Origin of the sequence: uncultured Hymenobacter sp., from assembly GCF_964242765.1 — a bacterium.
Taxonomy (GTDB): domain Bacteria; phylum Bacteroidota; class Bacteroidia; order Cytophagales; family Hymenobacteraceae; genus Hymenobacter.
Genome location: NZ_CAXTBM010000002.1, coordinates 89,673 through 105,640 on the forward strand (window position 1 = coordinate 89,673; position 15,968 = coordinate 105,640).

The 15,968-nt window shown below is 51.8% G+C and carries 13 protein-coding genes; 11 read left to right on the forward strand and 2 right to left on the reverse strand.

The window, feature by feature from the left end; translation table 11 throughout:
- Nucleotides 1–87 precede the first annotated feature (87 nt).
- A complete protein-coding gene (locus ACFE7X_RS01215) occupies nucleotides 88–648 on the forward strand; it encodes an RNA polymerase sigma factor (RefSeq protein WP_375433829.1) in 561 nt (186 codons plus the stop codon).
- A complete protein-coding gene (locus ACFE7X_RS01220; protein ID WP_375433830.1) occupies nucleotides 645–1,499 on the forward strand; it encodes a hypothetical protein in 855 nt (284 codons plus the stop codon). Before ACFE7X_RS01215 ends, ACFE7X_RS01220 begins: the two co-directional genes overlap by 4 nt.
- Before the next feature lie 543 nt (nucleotides 1,500–2,042).
- Here ACFE7X_RS01220 and ACFE7X_RS01225 read toward each other — a convergent pair.
- Nucleotides 2,043–3,026, reverse strand: coding sequence for an AAA family ATPase (locus ACFE7X_RS01225; RefSeq protein ID WP_375433831.1), 984 nt, complete (start codon nucleotides 3,024–3,026; stop codon nucleotides 2,043–2,045).
- Nucleotides 3,027–3,246: 220 nt separating this feature from the next.
- Here ACFE7X_RS01225 and xrtX point away from each other — a divergent pair, with 220 nt between their 5' ends.
- From xrtX to ACFE7X_RS01240, 3 genes are all read left to right on the forward strand, one after another.
- Nucleotides 3,247–3,795 carry an exosortase X gene (gene xrtX / locus ACFE7X_RS01230; RefSeq protein WP_375433832.1) on the forward strand — a complete coding sequence of 183 codons (549 nt, stop codon included), beginning with the start codon at nucleotides 3,247–3,249 and terminating at the stop codon, nucleotides 3,793–3,795.
- Nucleotides 3,796–3,801: 6 nt separating this feature from the next.
- Nucleotides 3,802–4,326, forward strand: coding sequence for an XrtX-associated membrane protein (locus ACFE7X_RS01235; protein WP_375433833.1), 525 nt, complete (start codon nucleotides 3,802–3,804; stop codon nucleotides 4,324–4,326).
- A gap of 224 nt (nucleotides 4,327–4,550) precedes the next feature.
- Entirely contained in the window at nucleotides 4,551–7,373 is a 2,823-nt protein-coding gene (locus ACFE7X_RS01240; RefSeq protein ID WP_375433834.1) for a response regulator, read from the forward strand.
- A 64-nt stretch (nucleotides 7,374–7,437) separates the two neighbouring features.
- Here ACFE7X_RS01240 and ACFE7X_RS01245 read toward each other — a convergent pair whose 3' ends face one another.
- Nucleotides 7,438–8,169, reverse strand: coding sequence for a LytR/AlgR family response regulator transcription factor (locus ACFE7X_RS01245; RefSeq protein WP_375433835.1), 732 nt, complete (start codon nucleotides 8,167–8,169; stop codon nucleotides 7,438–7,440).
- A gap of 982 nt (nucleotides 8,170–9,151) precedes the next feature.
- On the opposite strand from ACFE7X_RS01245, the gene ACFE7X_RS01250 reads away from it, so the two are divergent.
- The 6 genes from ACFE7X_RS01250 to ACFE7X_RS01275 all read left to right on the forward strand — a co-directional run bounded on the left by ACFE7X_RS01250 (nucleotide 9,152) and on the right by ACFE7X_RS01275 (nucleotide 15,534).
- Nucleotides 9,152–10,420 carry a tyrosine-type recombinase/integrase gene (locus ACFE7X_RS01250; protein WP_375433836.1) on the forward strand — a complete coding sequence of 423 codons (1,269 nt, stop codon included), beginning with the start codon at nucleotides 9,152–9,154 and terminating at the stop codon, nucleotides 10,418–10,420.
- Nucleotides 10,401–11,531 (forward strand): hypothetical protein, encoded by a 1,131-nt coding sequence (locus ACFE7X_RS01255; protein WP_375433837.1) that lies wholly within the window; start codon nucleotides 10,401–10,403, stop codon nucleotides 11,529–11,531. Before ACFE7X_RS01250 ends, ACFE7X_RS01255 begins: the two co-directional genes overlap by 20 nt.
- Nucleotides 11,532–11,622: 91 nt before the next feature.
- Nucleotides 11,623–12,081 (forward strand): helix-turn-helix domain-containing protein, encoded by a 459-nt coding sequence (locus tag ACFE7X_RS01260; protein ID WP_375433838.1) that lies wholly within the window; start codon nucleotides 11,623–11,625, stop codon nucleotides 12,079–12,081.
- A 366-nt stretch (nucleotides 12,082–12,447) separates the two neighbouring features.
- A complete protein-coding gene (locus tag ACFE7X_RS01265; RefSeq protein ID WP_375433839.1) occupies nucleotides 12,448–13,200 on the forward strand; it encodes a BT4734/BF3469 family protein in 753 nt (250 codons plus the stop codon).
- Between the two features lie 536 nt (nucleotides 13,201–13,736).
- The gene (locus tag ACFE7X_RS01270; RefSeq protein WP_375433840.1) at nucleotides 13,737–14,930 is read left to right on the forward strand and encodes a DUF3987 domain-containing protein; all 1,194 of its coding nucleotides are present in this window, start codon (nucleotides 13,737–13,739) and stop codon (nucleotides 14,928–14,930) included.
- Between the two features lie 232 nt (nucleotides 14,931–15,162).
- The gene (locus ACFE7X_RS01275) at nucleotides 15,163–15,534 is read left to right on the forward strand and encodes a hypothetical protein (protein ID WP_375433841.1); all 372 of its coding nucleotides are present in this window, start codon (nucleotides 15,163–15,165) and stop codon (nucleotides 15,532–15,534) included.
- Nucleotides 15,535–15,968 lie beyond the last annotated feature (434 nt).

Here is a 15,968-nt window from a genome sequence, read left to right on the forward strand (position 1 = left end):
AAAGTCAGATAAGTCGGCAGCCTTTTTTAGGGCCAGCTTGTCTGCTTGATGTTCCCAACCACGACTACAGGGGCGAAAAATTCTTGCATGCCGGCTCCTTCCGACCTCGACGCCCTGCTTGCCCGCTGCTCCCGCCGCGAACCAGCCGCTCAACGGGCGTTGTATGCCCGTTATGCTGGCCGAATGCTGGGAGTGGCTCGCCGGTACGCGCGCACCTTACCAGAAGCCGAAGACATTTTGCAGGATGCCTTCGTTAAAGTTTTCACCTACTTAAGCGAGTTTCGGGCGGAAGGCACGCTCGAAGGCTGGATCCGCCGCATCGTCGTAACCACCGCCATCAACCATTGGCAAAGCGGCCGAATGCGTCGCCAAACCCAAGGCGCCTCGCTCGACGACATAGCCGATCCGCCAGCCGCTGATGCTTCCGCCCTCGACCAATTAAATGTGGCGGAAGTACTAGCGCTGATGGAGCAACTCCCCGACGGTTGCCGTTTGGTGTTGCTTTTATACGCTGTCGATGGCTATTCTCACCGCGAAATCAGTGAGCTGCTACATATTCAAGAGAGTACCTCGAAAGCTCAACTTAGTAAAGCCCGCAAACATTTGCTGCAACTCTACCACCGGCAGAATAACTACATCCGACTATGATTCAGGAAACTGATGACGACCGTCTGGACGAGTCGCTGCGCGACACGTTCAGTGACTTCGACCTGCTGCCTTCCAGCCATGTTTGGGCTGGAATAGAAGGTCATTTGTCGGCACTGCCGAGCGCCCCCCGGCCAGTGCCGCTCCTGCTAGTGCTTCCCCTTGTAGGTTTGGTGGGAGTAACTGTTGGGTGGCTGCTACCCCGGCCGGCAACGGTTAGCCCACCGCCGCCCACTACCGAAACGGCTGCTAAAACCCGGATGGCCAGCCTGCACAGCCAACTGTCCGCCAACGAGGGAATGGCGTACACAATACCTCGCTCATCGACGCAGGCGCTGGCTTTTCGCCACACTCCCAGGCAAGTAGCCAGCTTGGTTGATAAGCCGGCGAGCAAGACAAAAAAAATACTGCCCTTGCCTAGGATCAAAGGCCAGAACTTAACTTCCTATTCTGCCTCGCAACCCCAACTAGTAGCCTCTGCAAATACCAGTACTCCAACCGACTTACTGCCTCTGAGCGCAGTGTCTTTAACTGAAAAATTATTAACCGTGCCTACTGATAGTGCAGTGCAGGTGGAGCCACCAACCACCGTGGTGGCGCCCATAGCAGCGCAGCAACATTCGAATAAAGGGGCAGTTGTTGCGCCGTCCGGTGGTTATAAAGTAGTGGAAGTGCCGGCGCCAAGCTCAAAAGGGGAGGGGTTGCGCGAGCGGCGCCCCGAATATCGGGTGCCTACGCACCGGCTATCGGAGCGCGGGCGTGGCCTGCGGCGCATTCAAAATAACTTTGTTAAGCATTGGCAGCACCTCTTTGGACCACGTCGGGCCCGTGTAGCTGCCCAGCCCGATTTCTAAAATCAGGCGTTGGTGCGGGGGGTATCTACAGAATGGCAACAAGACAACGAGCGACCCGCCCGTTGTGTACTGAAAATAAGAGATATGTATAGCAGCCTTTTTTATGGTTGTGCTGTCTAAAGAGGAACAAACTTGAATTCGTTGGAAGTGCAGTCAAGTTCAACTTACTAATCACCCTTGCTGCTTTGATTGAGGGTTTTGATAGCTAGTATATTTTATGGTCGTCCGGATACAGTCTCCTACCAGCTTGCCATTATCATCTCGTGTTGCAGCGCCTAGTCGGCCCGAGTCGTCGGGGCTATGGCTACTGACAGCCGTTCTATTTCTACTGCTGATAGTGGGGCGAGTCACCAGCTATAGCGCAGCAAATCGTGCCGTCAAAAAACGAGCAACTAACATGATGGTGTTGCCACGGCAAAGTTTTCAACTGCCTGTTGCCCGTGGCGCATTGCCTGCTGTTCCTGTTACGGTAAGCACGCACGCCTCAGGTTTTGCCACCGCCGCGCAATAAGCACTGTTAGGCTGCTTTCAGGGGCGTATCCATCAACTGATAGGTACCTTGCCGAGGATGGCTTCAATAAAGTCTTGGGTGCGGATACCATCGGCTTCGGCTTCATAGGTTAGCAGAATGCGGTGGTTTAACACGTCGGCGGCTACATCTTTTATGTCTTCGGGAAGCACATAGTCGCGCTCATCGAAATAAGCAACGGCTTTGGCTGCTCGATGCAGCGCAATACTGGCCCGTGGGCTTACTCCGAACTGCACATACTGCTGAAACTGCGGGAGGTCGTAGTCGGTGGGCTTGCGGGTGGCAAACACCAGCTCGATAATGTATTTCTCGAGCGTTTCTGAAATTTGAACCTGATTGATTTGCTGCCGAATGCCAAAGATGTCTTCTTTGGTTAAAATGGGATTGACCTCGCCAACATAACTCATATTGGCCATCCGGCGCATTACTTCCAGCTCGTCGGTCTTTTTCAGGTAATCCACAAACACCTTCATCATAAATCGGTCGACCTGGGCTTCGGGCAAAGGATAAGTGCCTTCCTGCTCCACCGGGTTCTGCGTGGCCAGCACCAGAAAAGGTAGATCAAGCGGATAGGTAGTTTCGCCGATTGTCACCTGTTTTTCCTGCATAGCCTCCAGCAGGGCACTCTGTACTTTGGCCGGCGAGCGATTGATTTCGTCGGCCAGGACGAGGTTAGAGAAAATCGGCCCCTTTTTTACTTCGAACACCGACTGATTCTGATTGTAAATCATGGTGCCCACCAAGTCAGAAGGTAGCAAGTCGGGGGTGAATTGCACGCGCTGAAAGTCCAGATGCAGGACCTTGGATAAGGTGCTGATAGTAAGGGTTTTGGCTAGGCCAGGCACGCCTTCAAGCAGAATGTGGCCGCCCGTGAATAAGCCAATCAGCAGGCGCCCAACCATGTAATGCTGGCCTACCACTACTTTTCCAACTTCGGCGAATACTTGCTTGATTTTTTGCTGATAGTCGGGGAGAGAGGTGGTGGCAGGCGAAAGCATACGCAGTAGCTGAGTAGGAGGATGGCAATAAAGGTAAAGAATCAAGCGGCTTCGACTGGCAAGGAGAATGTTAGGAGACAAAGTCCAACGTGAAAGAAAGCACGTAGCTTCTTCCGATTCCACTTGGCACGTTTCAAGTCTGATTGGCTACGTCCGTACGATATAGATGTTATCTTAGGGCAACGCACTCATTCGCTTCAAAAACACTCCTCCCAACTGTATGACCACTTCTATTGCTCCGCTACCGGTCCGTTCTTTGCGTCGTTTTTTGGTACTAGCAGTGGTCCTCTACTTGATCTGGTTTTTCACGTACGAGTACTGGGTGTTGCCTGATGGGCAACTCAACGCCCTGCTTTCCGACAATATAGCCGCTGCGGCCGTGGCCCTGCTACGTGCGCTGGGCTTTCCGGCCAGCATTGCCACCTATAAATCCACTACGCTACTCATGGGCCAGCAGGTGGCGGTGTATGTCGGAGATTCTTGCAACGGACTGGTACTCTATGCCTTATTTATGGGCTTTGTGTTGGCGTATCCGGGGCCAGTGAAACATAAGCTGTGGTTTATTCCGGCGGGCATTCTGGCCATCTACTTATTGAACGTGGTGCGCGTGGCCGCCCTAGCCGTCAACTACCTCTATTCCTATCGCACAGTGGATTTCAACCACCATTATACGTTCACGTTTGTGGTATACGGTTGCATATTTTTACTCTGGATGCTATGGGCTCGGCGCTTGGCTTTGCCTGCCGCAGCTATAGCTCTCAAAGCTTAAGTATGCATGCCTGAGTTGGTAAAACCTGCTTTTTCTTTATCGCCCAGCCGCCGACGGGTTGTGAACAATTTGGTGCGAGCCGTAGCTGTAGCGGGTTTAGTGCTCCTGCTCTTTTGGTTTGGCACGTATGATTTAGCGGTGTTTGGTGCGCTGAACGCGGGCTGGCAAAAGCTTTTTGACACCCTAGGCCTAACCGATCAATTGGCTGCCATACAACGTGGGGTAAGCGGGCAAGTAACCAGGCGCAGTCTGCCTACCATGCTTACGTATAGTCTACTTTATACGAGCACTTGCCTGCTGCTACTGCGTCTGCTATTGCCTCGCGGTGGGCACCGAATGCGATGGGCCTGTCTGTTATACGCAGCCGTATTTGTGGCATGTGGACTACTGCTGGTAGGAGGTAAGCTAGCGGGCGACGCAGTCTGGGCCTACCGGCTGGGTCGTCGCCTAATCGACTTTATTGTATCGCCAATACCTGTAATTATACTAGTGCCACTGCTGCGCTGGTATGTTTCGCCGAAACAACAATAGCGCTTCCGAAAGGAGGGAAAAAGCTTCCTGAATCAGGGAACTGGTATTTACAGACAGGTATCGATAGGAATATGTAAAGCTTTACGCTACGCTAAACATAGTTGTACTGGCCGAGTAAGGTGGGGTGCTTGGCGGCTAGGCCGTATAGTTCAGCTAGCCCTTCTGGGATGCCGCTGTGTAGATATTATCTTAGTGAAGTTATAAAAATCGAGCTGTGCTTCTTTATGAAACTATCTGCTTCCTCAGTTCCACTTTTCACCGCCGGACAATCAGGGCAACCTGCTCCCGACGGGCAAGTGGAAGAGCTAAAGCGGGAATTGGCAGCTGCCCAGCAACGAGAACAACAGATGCATGCTCAGCGCGACTTTTACGCTAATATTCTTCAGGAGCTACCCGTTGAGGTGGTGGTTTTGGATCATTGTTTTCGATACGTATATGCTAATCGGCAGGCTGTGCCCAACGAGGCAGCTCGCACCTGGCTGGTTGGCCATACAGTACTGGATTATTGCCAGCGTTATAACTTTCCGGTGGCACTCGCTGAGCAGCGTCGCCGCGTGTTCGATGAAGCCTTGCGGGAACAGCACAGCGTTGCCTGGGAAGATATTACGTCTCATCCCGAGAGCCCACGTGGCCATCGGCGCTATTTCAAGCCTATGGCCCGGCTCGTTGGTGAGACGCCGCTACTATTGGGCTATGGGCTTGATATCACCGAGCAATTAGCTGCCGAGGTGCTTAGCCGCCGAAACAAATCGATAGCCAGTGCCCAACCATCCCTTATTCAGCAAATTACGGATGCCAGCCCGCACATCATTTATGTGCGCGATGCGCAGGGGCAGCTTATTTTTCATAACCGGTCCTTCAACGAGTTGGCGGCCCGCAGCCACCATGCGACGCCGCAGTTGAACTTGAATGGGATTGTTGAGCTGCGCGAATGGGAGCCGGTATATCGCGAAGTGCTGCACACTCAACAGCCTATTGCGCAGGAGTGTTCTTGCCCCCTAGCCGACGGCGGGGTACTTTGGTTTCAGGTCAATCAATTGCCGCTGCCCCAGCCCGATGGCACAGTACACGTACTCACTATTGCCACCGATATCACCGAAATAAAAGAAGCCCGCCAGACCCTGGAACGTAGCACAATCCAGCACCGCGACTTGCTCGCTCATACACAGGCGCTCATTGGCACGCATGACCTGCAAGGCCGGCTGCTATCGGTGAATCCGGCGGTGGAAGAGCTGATGGGCCTGCCAGCTGCCGCTATTATTGGCTGCTACCTTACGCAAGTAGTACCGCCCGAACTGCGGGCGGGCGTGTTACAGTATCTAACTGAAATCAAAGCTGGCAAGCATAGCCAGAGAGTAATGAAGCTTGTTAATCAGCACGACGAACAGCACTATATTCTTTTCAACAATTTTAAAGTGGATGACCCAGGAAAAGAGCCGTACGTGGTGGCGTACGGGCAGGTAATTACCGAGCGGGTGCAAGCCGAGCAGGCCTTGCGTAGAGCCAAGCGCGAAGCCGAAACAAACGCCCGCGCCAAAGAAAACTTCTTGGCCAACATGAGCCATGAAATCCGCACGCCCATGAATGGAGTGCTTGGAATGGCGGGCCTGCTCGCTAAAACGCCTCTCGATGCGCAGCAACGTCAATATTTAGATACAATTCTGACCTCGGGCCGCAACCTGCTGGCCGTCCTCAACGATGTATTGGATATGGCTAAAATCTCCGCAGGCAAGCTTGAACTCGAACACATACCTTTCGACCTCAGCAAATCCATTCGCACGGCAGCTCAAACTTTGGCGTACCGGGCCACTGAAAAGAATCTGATTTTTGATATTCAGCCTTTGAGCCTCGCCGAGCCTGTAGTGCTCAGCGACCCCTATCGGCTCAACCAAGTGCTGCTCAACTTGCTTTCCAACGCCATCAAATTCACGGAGCATGGCAGCGTTACGCTGGGCAGCGACGTGCTCCGCGATACAGCCACGGCCGTTACCATTCGCTTCTGGGTGCGCGACACCGGCATCGGAATTCCGGCCGACAAGCAGCAGCAGATTTTCGAAAATTTCACGCAAGCGTACGCCGACACCTCCCGCCGTTTCGGCGGAACCGGGCTTGGCCTCACGATTAGTCGGAGCTTGGTGCAGCAGCTAGGTGGCGAACTAGAGTTGTCTAGCACATTAGGCCAGGGTACTTGGTTTGCCTTTACACTTACGCTACCCAAAGCGCCCGACCAGCAAGCGCCGCCCCTGCCCACCGCCCCCGACTATAACCGCCTGCGTGGTACTCGGGTGCTACTGGCCGAAGACAGTGCTACCAATCGTCAGCTTACCACCCTGATTCTCAAAAATTGGGGTATTGCCGTTGATAGTGCCGTGAATGGACCCGATGCCTTGGCTTTATTCCAGACGCGTAACTATGACGTGATACTGATGGACATTCAGATGCCTGGCATGAGCGGCCTGGAAGTGACGGAAGCCATCCGGCAGAGCCCAGACGCAGCCCGGGCTGATATTCCAATAATTGCGCTTACAGCCAACGCCTTCCGCACAGATCGGGAGCGGTACCTGCAGGCGGGTATGAACGACTGCCTTACCAAGCCTTTCGAAGAAGCTGATCTTTATCACAAACTAGTAGCTCAGCTCTTCCTTACCGACAATCAGCCGTTGGTGCCTGGTGCGCCAATGGTGGCGCCAGTGCCAACTAGTAAGGCCTTGCAGGCTGCTCCACTCTTCGACTTAAGCCAGTTGGAACGGAACGCCCACGGGAACCAGGAATTCATGCGCCGTATGATTAACGTATTTCTAACGGAGATACCCATGGTAGCCAATGATCTAACCGATGCTGCTGCTGCCAAAGACTGGTTGGCCTTAACCACAATAGCGCATAAGCTGAAATCTTCGTTGAAATTGTTTCAAGTAGCAGCCGCCTTCGACGATTTGCACATCCTTGAAGAGCAGCATGCTTCGCCAGAAACGCGCCAAGTGGCAGCCTATCGTCTTAGTGAATTGCTAGAACAAGTATGCGCGGATCTGCAACTAACCGTAGGTTAGGCAAGGGTATCGTGTAGCAATATTCTGTTTAAACGAGAGAAGTACTGTTGCTTTCAATAGCTGCCTAAAATCGGTTCAGGTTTTTGAAAAACGCTTCCTGATACGAAACGCCAATGGGTATTTGATGACCACCTACTAGCCGGGCCGTGTTGTCCTCAATCGACTCTACGTGCTTCATGTTCAGAATATAGGAACGATGCACCCGCACGAAATGATCGAACGACAACCGAGCAGCAAACGACTTAAGGGTGGTATACACAATATGCTTCTGGCGTAGCGTGACGATGGTTACGTAGTCGGACAGCGCTTCAATGTAGAGTACTTCATCAAAGTTGAGGCGCACCATGCGGTTGTTTACCTTCACAAACAGGTCAGAAGGCATTGGTGCCGACGGAGCAGGCGGCTGAGGTTGCATAGTTGAAGTGGGACGCCGCTCTAATACGCGCTGTACGGCCTGGCTGAACCGAGCATAATCGAAAGGCTTGACCAGATAGTCGGTTACGCGCAACGCAAAAGCATCGACGGCGAAATGCTCGTAGGAAGTGGCTAGAATAACTTCTGGAGGGTCGGTGAGCACCCGCAGAAGCTCCAAGCCACTGAGGTTTGGCATTTCGACATCCAGAAACAGTAAATCCACTTTGTTGCCTGCCCGAAAAAAGTTTAAGCCCTGTGCCCCATCGTTGAGAGAAGCTACGAGCTGCAAAGATTCTGTCAAGCCGATATAATGCTCCAGCGTAAGCCGGTTCATTGTGTCATCATCAATGACCAAACAAGTAAGTGCCCCTGGGTTGGACATGAGATAGATGAATGTGAAAGTATTATGAAGGTTATAGCTTATTCAGCGAAATATAAGCGTTGTTTGGCTGATGAAGTAGTCCTTCCCGGTCAAGTTTCGTTGGGCGGTTACCCCAAAATCCGTACATAGTTGAGTGTAAAGCACGCATCTAATAGTCAATAAACCAGTGCGTGTCCAGCTCTAAGCCAACAAGATTATAGTAAGTCCTGCCTCCCCTGATCATACTGTCGCACTTTACCAACTTCTGTGTGCTAAGTTAGGATAATGCTGTAGATACCATACTTGTGCCTATAATGTTATAAGCATAATGCATAGGCTTTGTGCAGTTTTTTGCTATGGTTTAGCTCTTGGATGCCTACAGATTAGCTGCTGCATAGCTTTTTGGTATTGGCAAATTCTCACTGAAAAGACGATTAGTTGCTAGTTGAATACCTTCCAGAAAGCAAGTTCATTCGGCGCCTATTGCCAAAAAGCGTGTCGTGCGCTGCCCGATTCAGACTGGCCCTATGGCATTTGCCTTTATTGCCCAAGCAGATTTAGATTAGGCTTCTGTGGGCGGATACCAGTAGGTAACTTGGGGTAAGTAAGCTTTGTCAGATTTGTAAACTTGCTCAAGCCTAGCTCCAAAGAGTGTGTTAGAAAAACAAAAGGCTTCCTGTTTTCTGATAAGACCTTACTGGTGTTCGGGAGCAAGTTTAATTGCTTAGCATCAGAAAACGGTATGTTTCATTGAAGCAAAAGGGCTTTCTACATCTGTAGAAAGCCCTTTTAGTACCAGAGACGGGAGTACCCATAACCGTACAATACTTATAAAGAATTTAGCTATAATGTGCCCTTGTGCCACAATAAGGGCAATTTGTGCTTGTTGTGAGCATCTTCTTGCTCAATGTTTTACTGTTCTTTACTGTGTTTCTGTACCCCAAGTTGTACCCTAGAGCATTCTTTGTCGTACCTTAATGGCGACAATAAAATGTTCTGCTATATGGCAACTGTTTCGTTTCATCTGAAAGAACCTAAAGCTGAAAAGCCAACGGCAATTTTTATATGGTTCAACCCCCAGAACGGACAGCCGCGCATTCGTATCTATACCGGAGACAAGATTTTGCCCGCGCTTTGGGCGGGTGGGGACGTGCAACGGGCCATCACCAAAGGCCGAACACTTGACCCCGACGTGAAGCGGGCCAACGAGGCGCTGAACGTCAACAACGACCGCATGAGCAAGCGGCTATTGGCGTTCTGGAATGACTGCCGCGCAGCCGGCACCTTGCCTACTCCCGAAGCTCTACGGCAAGTCATTGAGCCCGAAGCGGCCCCCGAAGCGCCCGCCGCGCTGCCGCGCCCCTTACCTGACCTGCTGGCTTACAAAGAGCGTCACGCCCGCACCCGCCGCCCTAACACCGTAAAGGCGCTTGGGACGCTTCACAACCACCTGGAACGGTATGAGCAAGTCACCGGGCAACCGTTGGGGTATGCAGGGTTTACGCTGCAATTCTGGCACGACTTCACGGCTTACCTACTGGATACGGCCCGCCTAGTGGACAACAGCATTGCCAAGCACCTAGCCCACTTCAAGCACTTCCTAGCCGACGCGCAAGAGTTGGGCCGCAACCCACTGCAAGACTATAAACGCTGGCGCTGGACACGCCGTGACCCCGACGTGCTGGCCCTCACCCGTACCGAACTGACTGCACTGGAAACGGTAAACGTCTCGATGCTGCCGGACGCGAGGCGGTTGGAGAATGCCCGCGCGCTGTTCTTGATTAGCGCGTACACCGGTTTGCGATTTTCGGACGTGGCCGCGCTCAAACCAGAACACCAGAAGGGAGAATGGTTGCAATTAACCTCACAGAAGACAAGCGGGAAGTTAACTGTGCCCTTGCGGGGAAACCGGGCTGTGCCGCTGCTGGCTCAGCTTTGGGCGGGTAAAATTCACCCCATCTCTAACCAAAAGCTGAACGCCTACATTAAAGACGTGGCCCGGCTGGCGGGCATTGACACCCCTACTGAGCAAGTAGAGTACCGGGGAAGCCAACGCACCAGCACTACCCACCCGAAGTACGAGCTAATAAGCTCGCATACGGGTCGTCGTACTTATGTGACCTTATCGCTGGAAGGGGGACTTTCTTGGGAAACTATTATGGAAAGTACTGGACATAAGGACTTTAAGTCGTTCCGTCGCTACATTCAGGTAACCCCCGAACGGTTACTGGCCGACTTCGCACGCGTTTGGGGTGAGCAAGAAACTATTTAGCCACTATGTTTATATGCAACCCGTGATTCCTTACGATCAAGAATTTGCCCAACGCCGCCAAGCTGTTGCAGAAGAGGAAGCAGCGTTAGTTCGTCATTTCGGCGAGGAAGCAGAAGACTGCCAGAATTGGCAACGGCTATTTGAGTTAAGTTGGCTGGATGAGCTAACAAATGGTACAGGGAGTAAACTGCCTCGTGATGAAGATGATTATATCATCGGATGCTGGATAGACGATAACAACAAAGTAATTTCTAATGGCGTCAGTCTTTACAGTGATAAATTTCTCTACGGTCTTACTAAAGATATAGTGAAAGGTGGGCCTGTTTTGGTTAGCAGTCTTGCTGACATACTAGAGCAAGCAGACGAGATTGATTGTGATCAATTAACCAACACGGTAGACACCATATCAACATACCTAAGTAGTTCAACGTTGCGGGAGCTATTAGGTGGTGGACATGTAATCACACTTGGCTCTGTTTTAAATAGCGAGTTGTTTTTTCAAGGTTGGAACGAGAGCAAAGGGGGGAGCGGATTACTCATCTGTCGCTTTGGTATTGCTATTCCAGGTTCACCTATTATACCTGCCGAGGTTGCTATCAATGCTTTAAAAGTTGTTCGGCGGCGCATTGAAGCACGTCAGCAAAATATGGGACCTGAAATTACCAAGTTGCTTTCAGGGCAAAGACTGGAATTAGAGCGCCCACCCATAGCTGAGAACTACGCGGAACACGCGGTTTCTAAGCTTTTCAGAAATATTACTCCCGCAGATTGCCACGCATTAGCAGTTAAGGTAGGATTTGTTGACCTAAAGCGTAGGCCAAAAGGGCCAGCCAAACCAAGCAAAATATGGGGGATGGTTGAGACATTGTTATGGCACCGGTTTGCTGACCAAGGAATGAAAAGCGAATTGGTACAGGCTATTGCGCTGTTATATGGAGTCAAGATTGCGAATAACTTTACCCCAGATGGGCCAGCAGAGGCGAGATTAGCAGCGCGTCAAGCCACGAATAGTTGGCTGTTCGATGAGAAGAAAATAGATGAAGCTGCACGCAGGGAGTTCATTAGCATACAGTACAATATACGATTACAAACACGACAAACGGTTAACTAAACGGGTTTGCAAACGGGTTTACAAAGTCCTGAACGGGTAGCGATTAGCGGAAACGGGCCTGTATTTTATGGCTTGTCCCAGCCTATAGAACTTGTATCACTTTCTAGCACTAACGCAGGGAGTAACCAAGTTTATGAGTGCTACAGCACACCATCGCAACGTTTCACCGACAAACCTCGGTAGCGTACCTTTTTATTCTTCGCCCTCAAGTTGGGCGGAGGCGCTTGCTCCACTACTTGAGGAGATTGATAAGCGCTCCCGCCAAGTTGCACGTGAGGAGTATGAATTACTCTTATCGGAGCAGGCCGCTGCTGCCAGCGAAGCAGACAAGAACGAACTGCTGTATACGGTTCAGGAGGGAGCGGAACTCTTGAATGTCCGTCCGCAGACTGTTTACGAGTGGATTAAAGTTAACAAACTCAGAGCCCTCAAAATAGGGCGTTCAGTGCGTTTGAAAAGGGGAGATATTATGTCGGCTCTCCAAGCTCAAATTCAACCAGATGGGCGACGCAAGTATGCCCGTCGCGGTCAGAAACAAAGACCCCGCTGATTCGATGGATACGAACAGCGGGGTCTCACAAAATCGCTACTATGCTGGCAGGCAAGTAGCCAAAGATACAAAAGCTCAAAGACTTAACCATCTGACACGCGCAGAATTCCCGAAGATTTTTCTGCTATTCGACTGCGCTCCATTCCTGTCTTTTAGCGACGTAGGCCGGCGTAACATTTGCCGACGTTTCTACATTTCGGAGCAGACGCTCGATAGCTGCCTACGCGCCTACTTACGGCCCGATGAACCGGAAACGGAGCAGGCCCGCCGAGATGCAGATTTGCAACGGGTGATGATAGCCACACCAGAGCCAAAGGAGGGCCGGCCATCATGCAAGTAGCGGTGCCTTATACCTTCACGCCAGCCGTGATTACAAGCGTCTTTGCTCATGATGTTATGGGCTTGTCCGCCACGCACGATGAGTTGGCGGAAGCCTTACGCCGTAGCGGCTACACGGCTTCGCTAGATGAACTGCTTCCTGCCTTGCGTTTGGCGGGGCTACGGGAGCCAGCAACCAATGAGTTTAGACCTCCTATCCGTAAGATTGAGGTAGTTAAATTACCTGTAGCTGAACCCGTATTCAGCTACTTCAAAGGAGGTATTAGCAGCCGGGAGCCTTATAAAGATATTACGGCTGGGCAGTTTTGGAAGCTTATCAGAGGGCCATACTTGGCGGACAAAACCCGACTACTACGGTCGCAACCAGCCGGCAGCGAAGCACGCGACCGAATAAAGCGGAGCCTAGATTATGCCACGCCAGCCGGCAGTTTCCGGCCTACTCGCGCCAATGAGAATCTCGCTTCATCTTCTGGGCTCATGGTGCTGGACTTTGACCATCTGTCAGACCCCGATGCGAGCCGGCAGAAAATATTGGCAGATGAGCAATTAGGGTCCGCAGTGGTGCTGGCCTTTATTAGCCCTAGTGGCGACGGATTAAAGGTGTGGGTAGAAATAGACCCCAACGTAAGCCATTTGGAAAATTTCTCCATTGTGGCCGACTACATGAGCAGCAAGTACGGGCCAGAGCTAACACCGGATAAAAGCGGGAAAGACGTTGCTCGCGCCTGCTTTGCCTGCCACGATGCTACTGCTTGGCTTGCTCCACGTTGCGCTGCCTAATTCTTCCACTGCTTTTTCTTCCTAGCTATATGCCCCTTAATGCTTCGGCCATGAGAGCCGCAACATCTACTCATACTGCACCACCGCAAACCGCCACTACGCGGACCACTGCTGGTTTTGACACTACTACACATGCACTGACCTGGTGCCTCCTTCAATATGAGGCCCGACACGGATCATTCCCTTTAAAGGGCGGCCGAAATGCTTGGTTGGCTGCCTTGGCCTTCTTTTGTAATGAAAAAGGAGTGCCTTTAGCCGATTTAGACGCCCACGCGGGAAATTATGCCCAAGAGGACTTCCCCGCCGTTGAAATACGCAGCATAGTGCACGGAATCTATCAGCGGGAAGGGTCGGCGCATAATAGCAAGCCGTGGGAGCCATCTGCTACTTACCACGAACGGGTCGCTCCCACAGAAGCAACTCAACCACAGGAGCCTTTACACACGCCCACTATTCCGGCAAGCGTCTATGCGGCACTGCCATCGGTGCTTGGTAAATGTTGTAGCCCATTTCACGAGGGCCACGAACGGGACGTTATGCTAACCGCTGCGCTGGCTGTATTGTCGGGGTGCTTCCCCACGCTGACCGGCAAGTACGATGGGGCTCTCGTATGGGCAACGCTGTATTGCTTCATTATTGGACCCGCTGCTAATGGCAAGGGCGGGTTGAATTATGCGAGGCGACTCGCCTACCCCATTCACGCGGCCCGCGTCGATGAGAGCAGGGAGGCGCAGCGGCAATACGAGGTAGAGTTGGACCAGTACACCCGGCAGCAGCGCACCACGAGCAAGGCGAAAGAAATGCTAGCGCCGAAATCCGCCGAGCCGCCCATGCCGCCGCCTTTTCGACAGCTTTATTTACCCGCCAACAACAGCGCAGCGGGCTTGATTAAAGCGCTTGCCGAGAACGACGGACAAGGCATTGTTTGCGAGACTGAGGCGGATACCCTTGGGGGTTCTATGAAACAGGATTGGGGCAACTTCTCTGACCTGCTACGCAAAGCCTTCCACCACGAGTCTTACACCTATCAGAGAAAAACAGGGCGTGAGTTTTACGAGCTGACGGCCCCTTGTTTGAGCATAGTCTTGACCGGGACTTACAACCAGGTGCGAGGCGTTATTTCTTCCGCCGAAGATGGCCTTTTTAGCCGGTTTCTGTTCTACTACTTCGCTCCAACGCAGACGTGGCGAAGCGTAGCACCAGACAACGGACGCGGACACCTGAAGGAACATTTTGACGAGATGAGCGGCTATGTCACGCAGTTGATAACAGCGGTTGACCAGCCAGTAAGCGTCGAACTGACACGGGCACAATGGCAGCGCCTCGATGCAGCAGGCGCGACGGCCCTAGCGTCGGCAGTGGCCGAGCAAGGTGATGATGTAGGCAGTGTTATCAAGCGGTTGGGCCTGTCCACTTTTCGCCTGGCTATGCTGCTTACCCTGTTGCGGACGGCCGAGGAAGGTGCTGTCCCTGTGGGGGAGCTGGTTTGCTCTGATGCTGATTTCAACACGGCTCTAACCTTGGCCGATGTGTACCGCCACCATGCACTGGCCCTGTATGCGCGAATGCCCAAGCCGGCCGTTGGATTAAACGAGAAGCGACAGCAGAAAACGCAGAAAATGGAACGCGCCGCCGCAATGGCCGCCACAGGCGCATCCAATCGAAAAATAGCTGAGGAGCTGGGCGTATCAGAAGGCACGGTGCGAAATTGGCTTAAAAGCACTGCGTAAAATGCGTAGTGCGTAAAAAAATTACGCAGCCTTTTTTTACGCACTACGCTGCTCATTAAATGCTCAGTACTTGTGCAGGCAGAACAACCGATTCTGTAAAACACAAAATATCAACAAGTTGAATAAAGTCTTATAAGCAGGGTACTAAAAATAAGACTGCGTAAAAAAATTACGCACTACGCATTTTACGCAGTCTTATTTTCTTTTCAACACAAATTTTCAAATCCTTCCCATGAAACTTGCCAAAAGAAGTCTTTTCACCTTACTAAAGGGTGCCTTACTTTACAATGTCATAGAGGACATAGCAATATTTCATTCCTTGCCGAGCGACGCAGTGACTTTACTGTTAACCTTCGCCGCCCAGCAGCAATTGGGTTTAACAACTCTGCTTTTAGAGTCACTTGCCCGTCCATCAACGACTGCGCCAAGGCAATTCAGCGATACGATTGCCCTGCTAAGAGAGCGTCAATTGATTGTCTTATCAGATGGCCTTCCAACTATGACCAAAGGGGGGATAGAAGTACTACAAGACTTGGCTGCCGCGCACAGATTAGAAATCGCGTGTGTGTTAGGAGACAGCCTTAGAGGTTCACAAGCGTCTTAATATTTCAAGCGAGAGACCTACGCACAGCTACTAGGCAAAAGCTGGGTAAAACCCTGCCCTACGACCGCCTACCAATAAGGCGCAGGGCATACAATAAACTTATTTCAACCTCCTTAATCAATCATTCAACATGTTGACATTCAATGAACCGCGAACGCTATCTTACGTTGCGGTAAGCAGTAAAGTCCAACGAACAGCAGCTAAAAAAGCGGGGTTGAAAGCGGGACAAATGCGACTTCTATCCGTGCTTTATTTGCTATGCAACGGGTGGTCAAGTTACATAAGCCTGTCGGAGTTTGACAGTAAAGGCATGTTTACGCCGACGCTTAGACGCTCCTACATTCGGGGGCTCGTCTCTGCTGGCTACGTAAAGCGAGACCGAAAAGAGGGCAGTACAACCATTGCTCCAACCAGCGAGGGGAAAGCATTAGCAG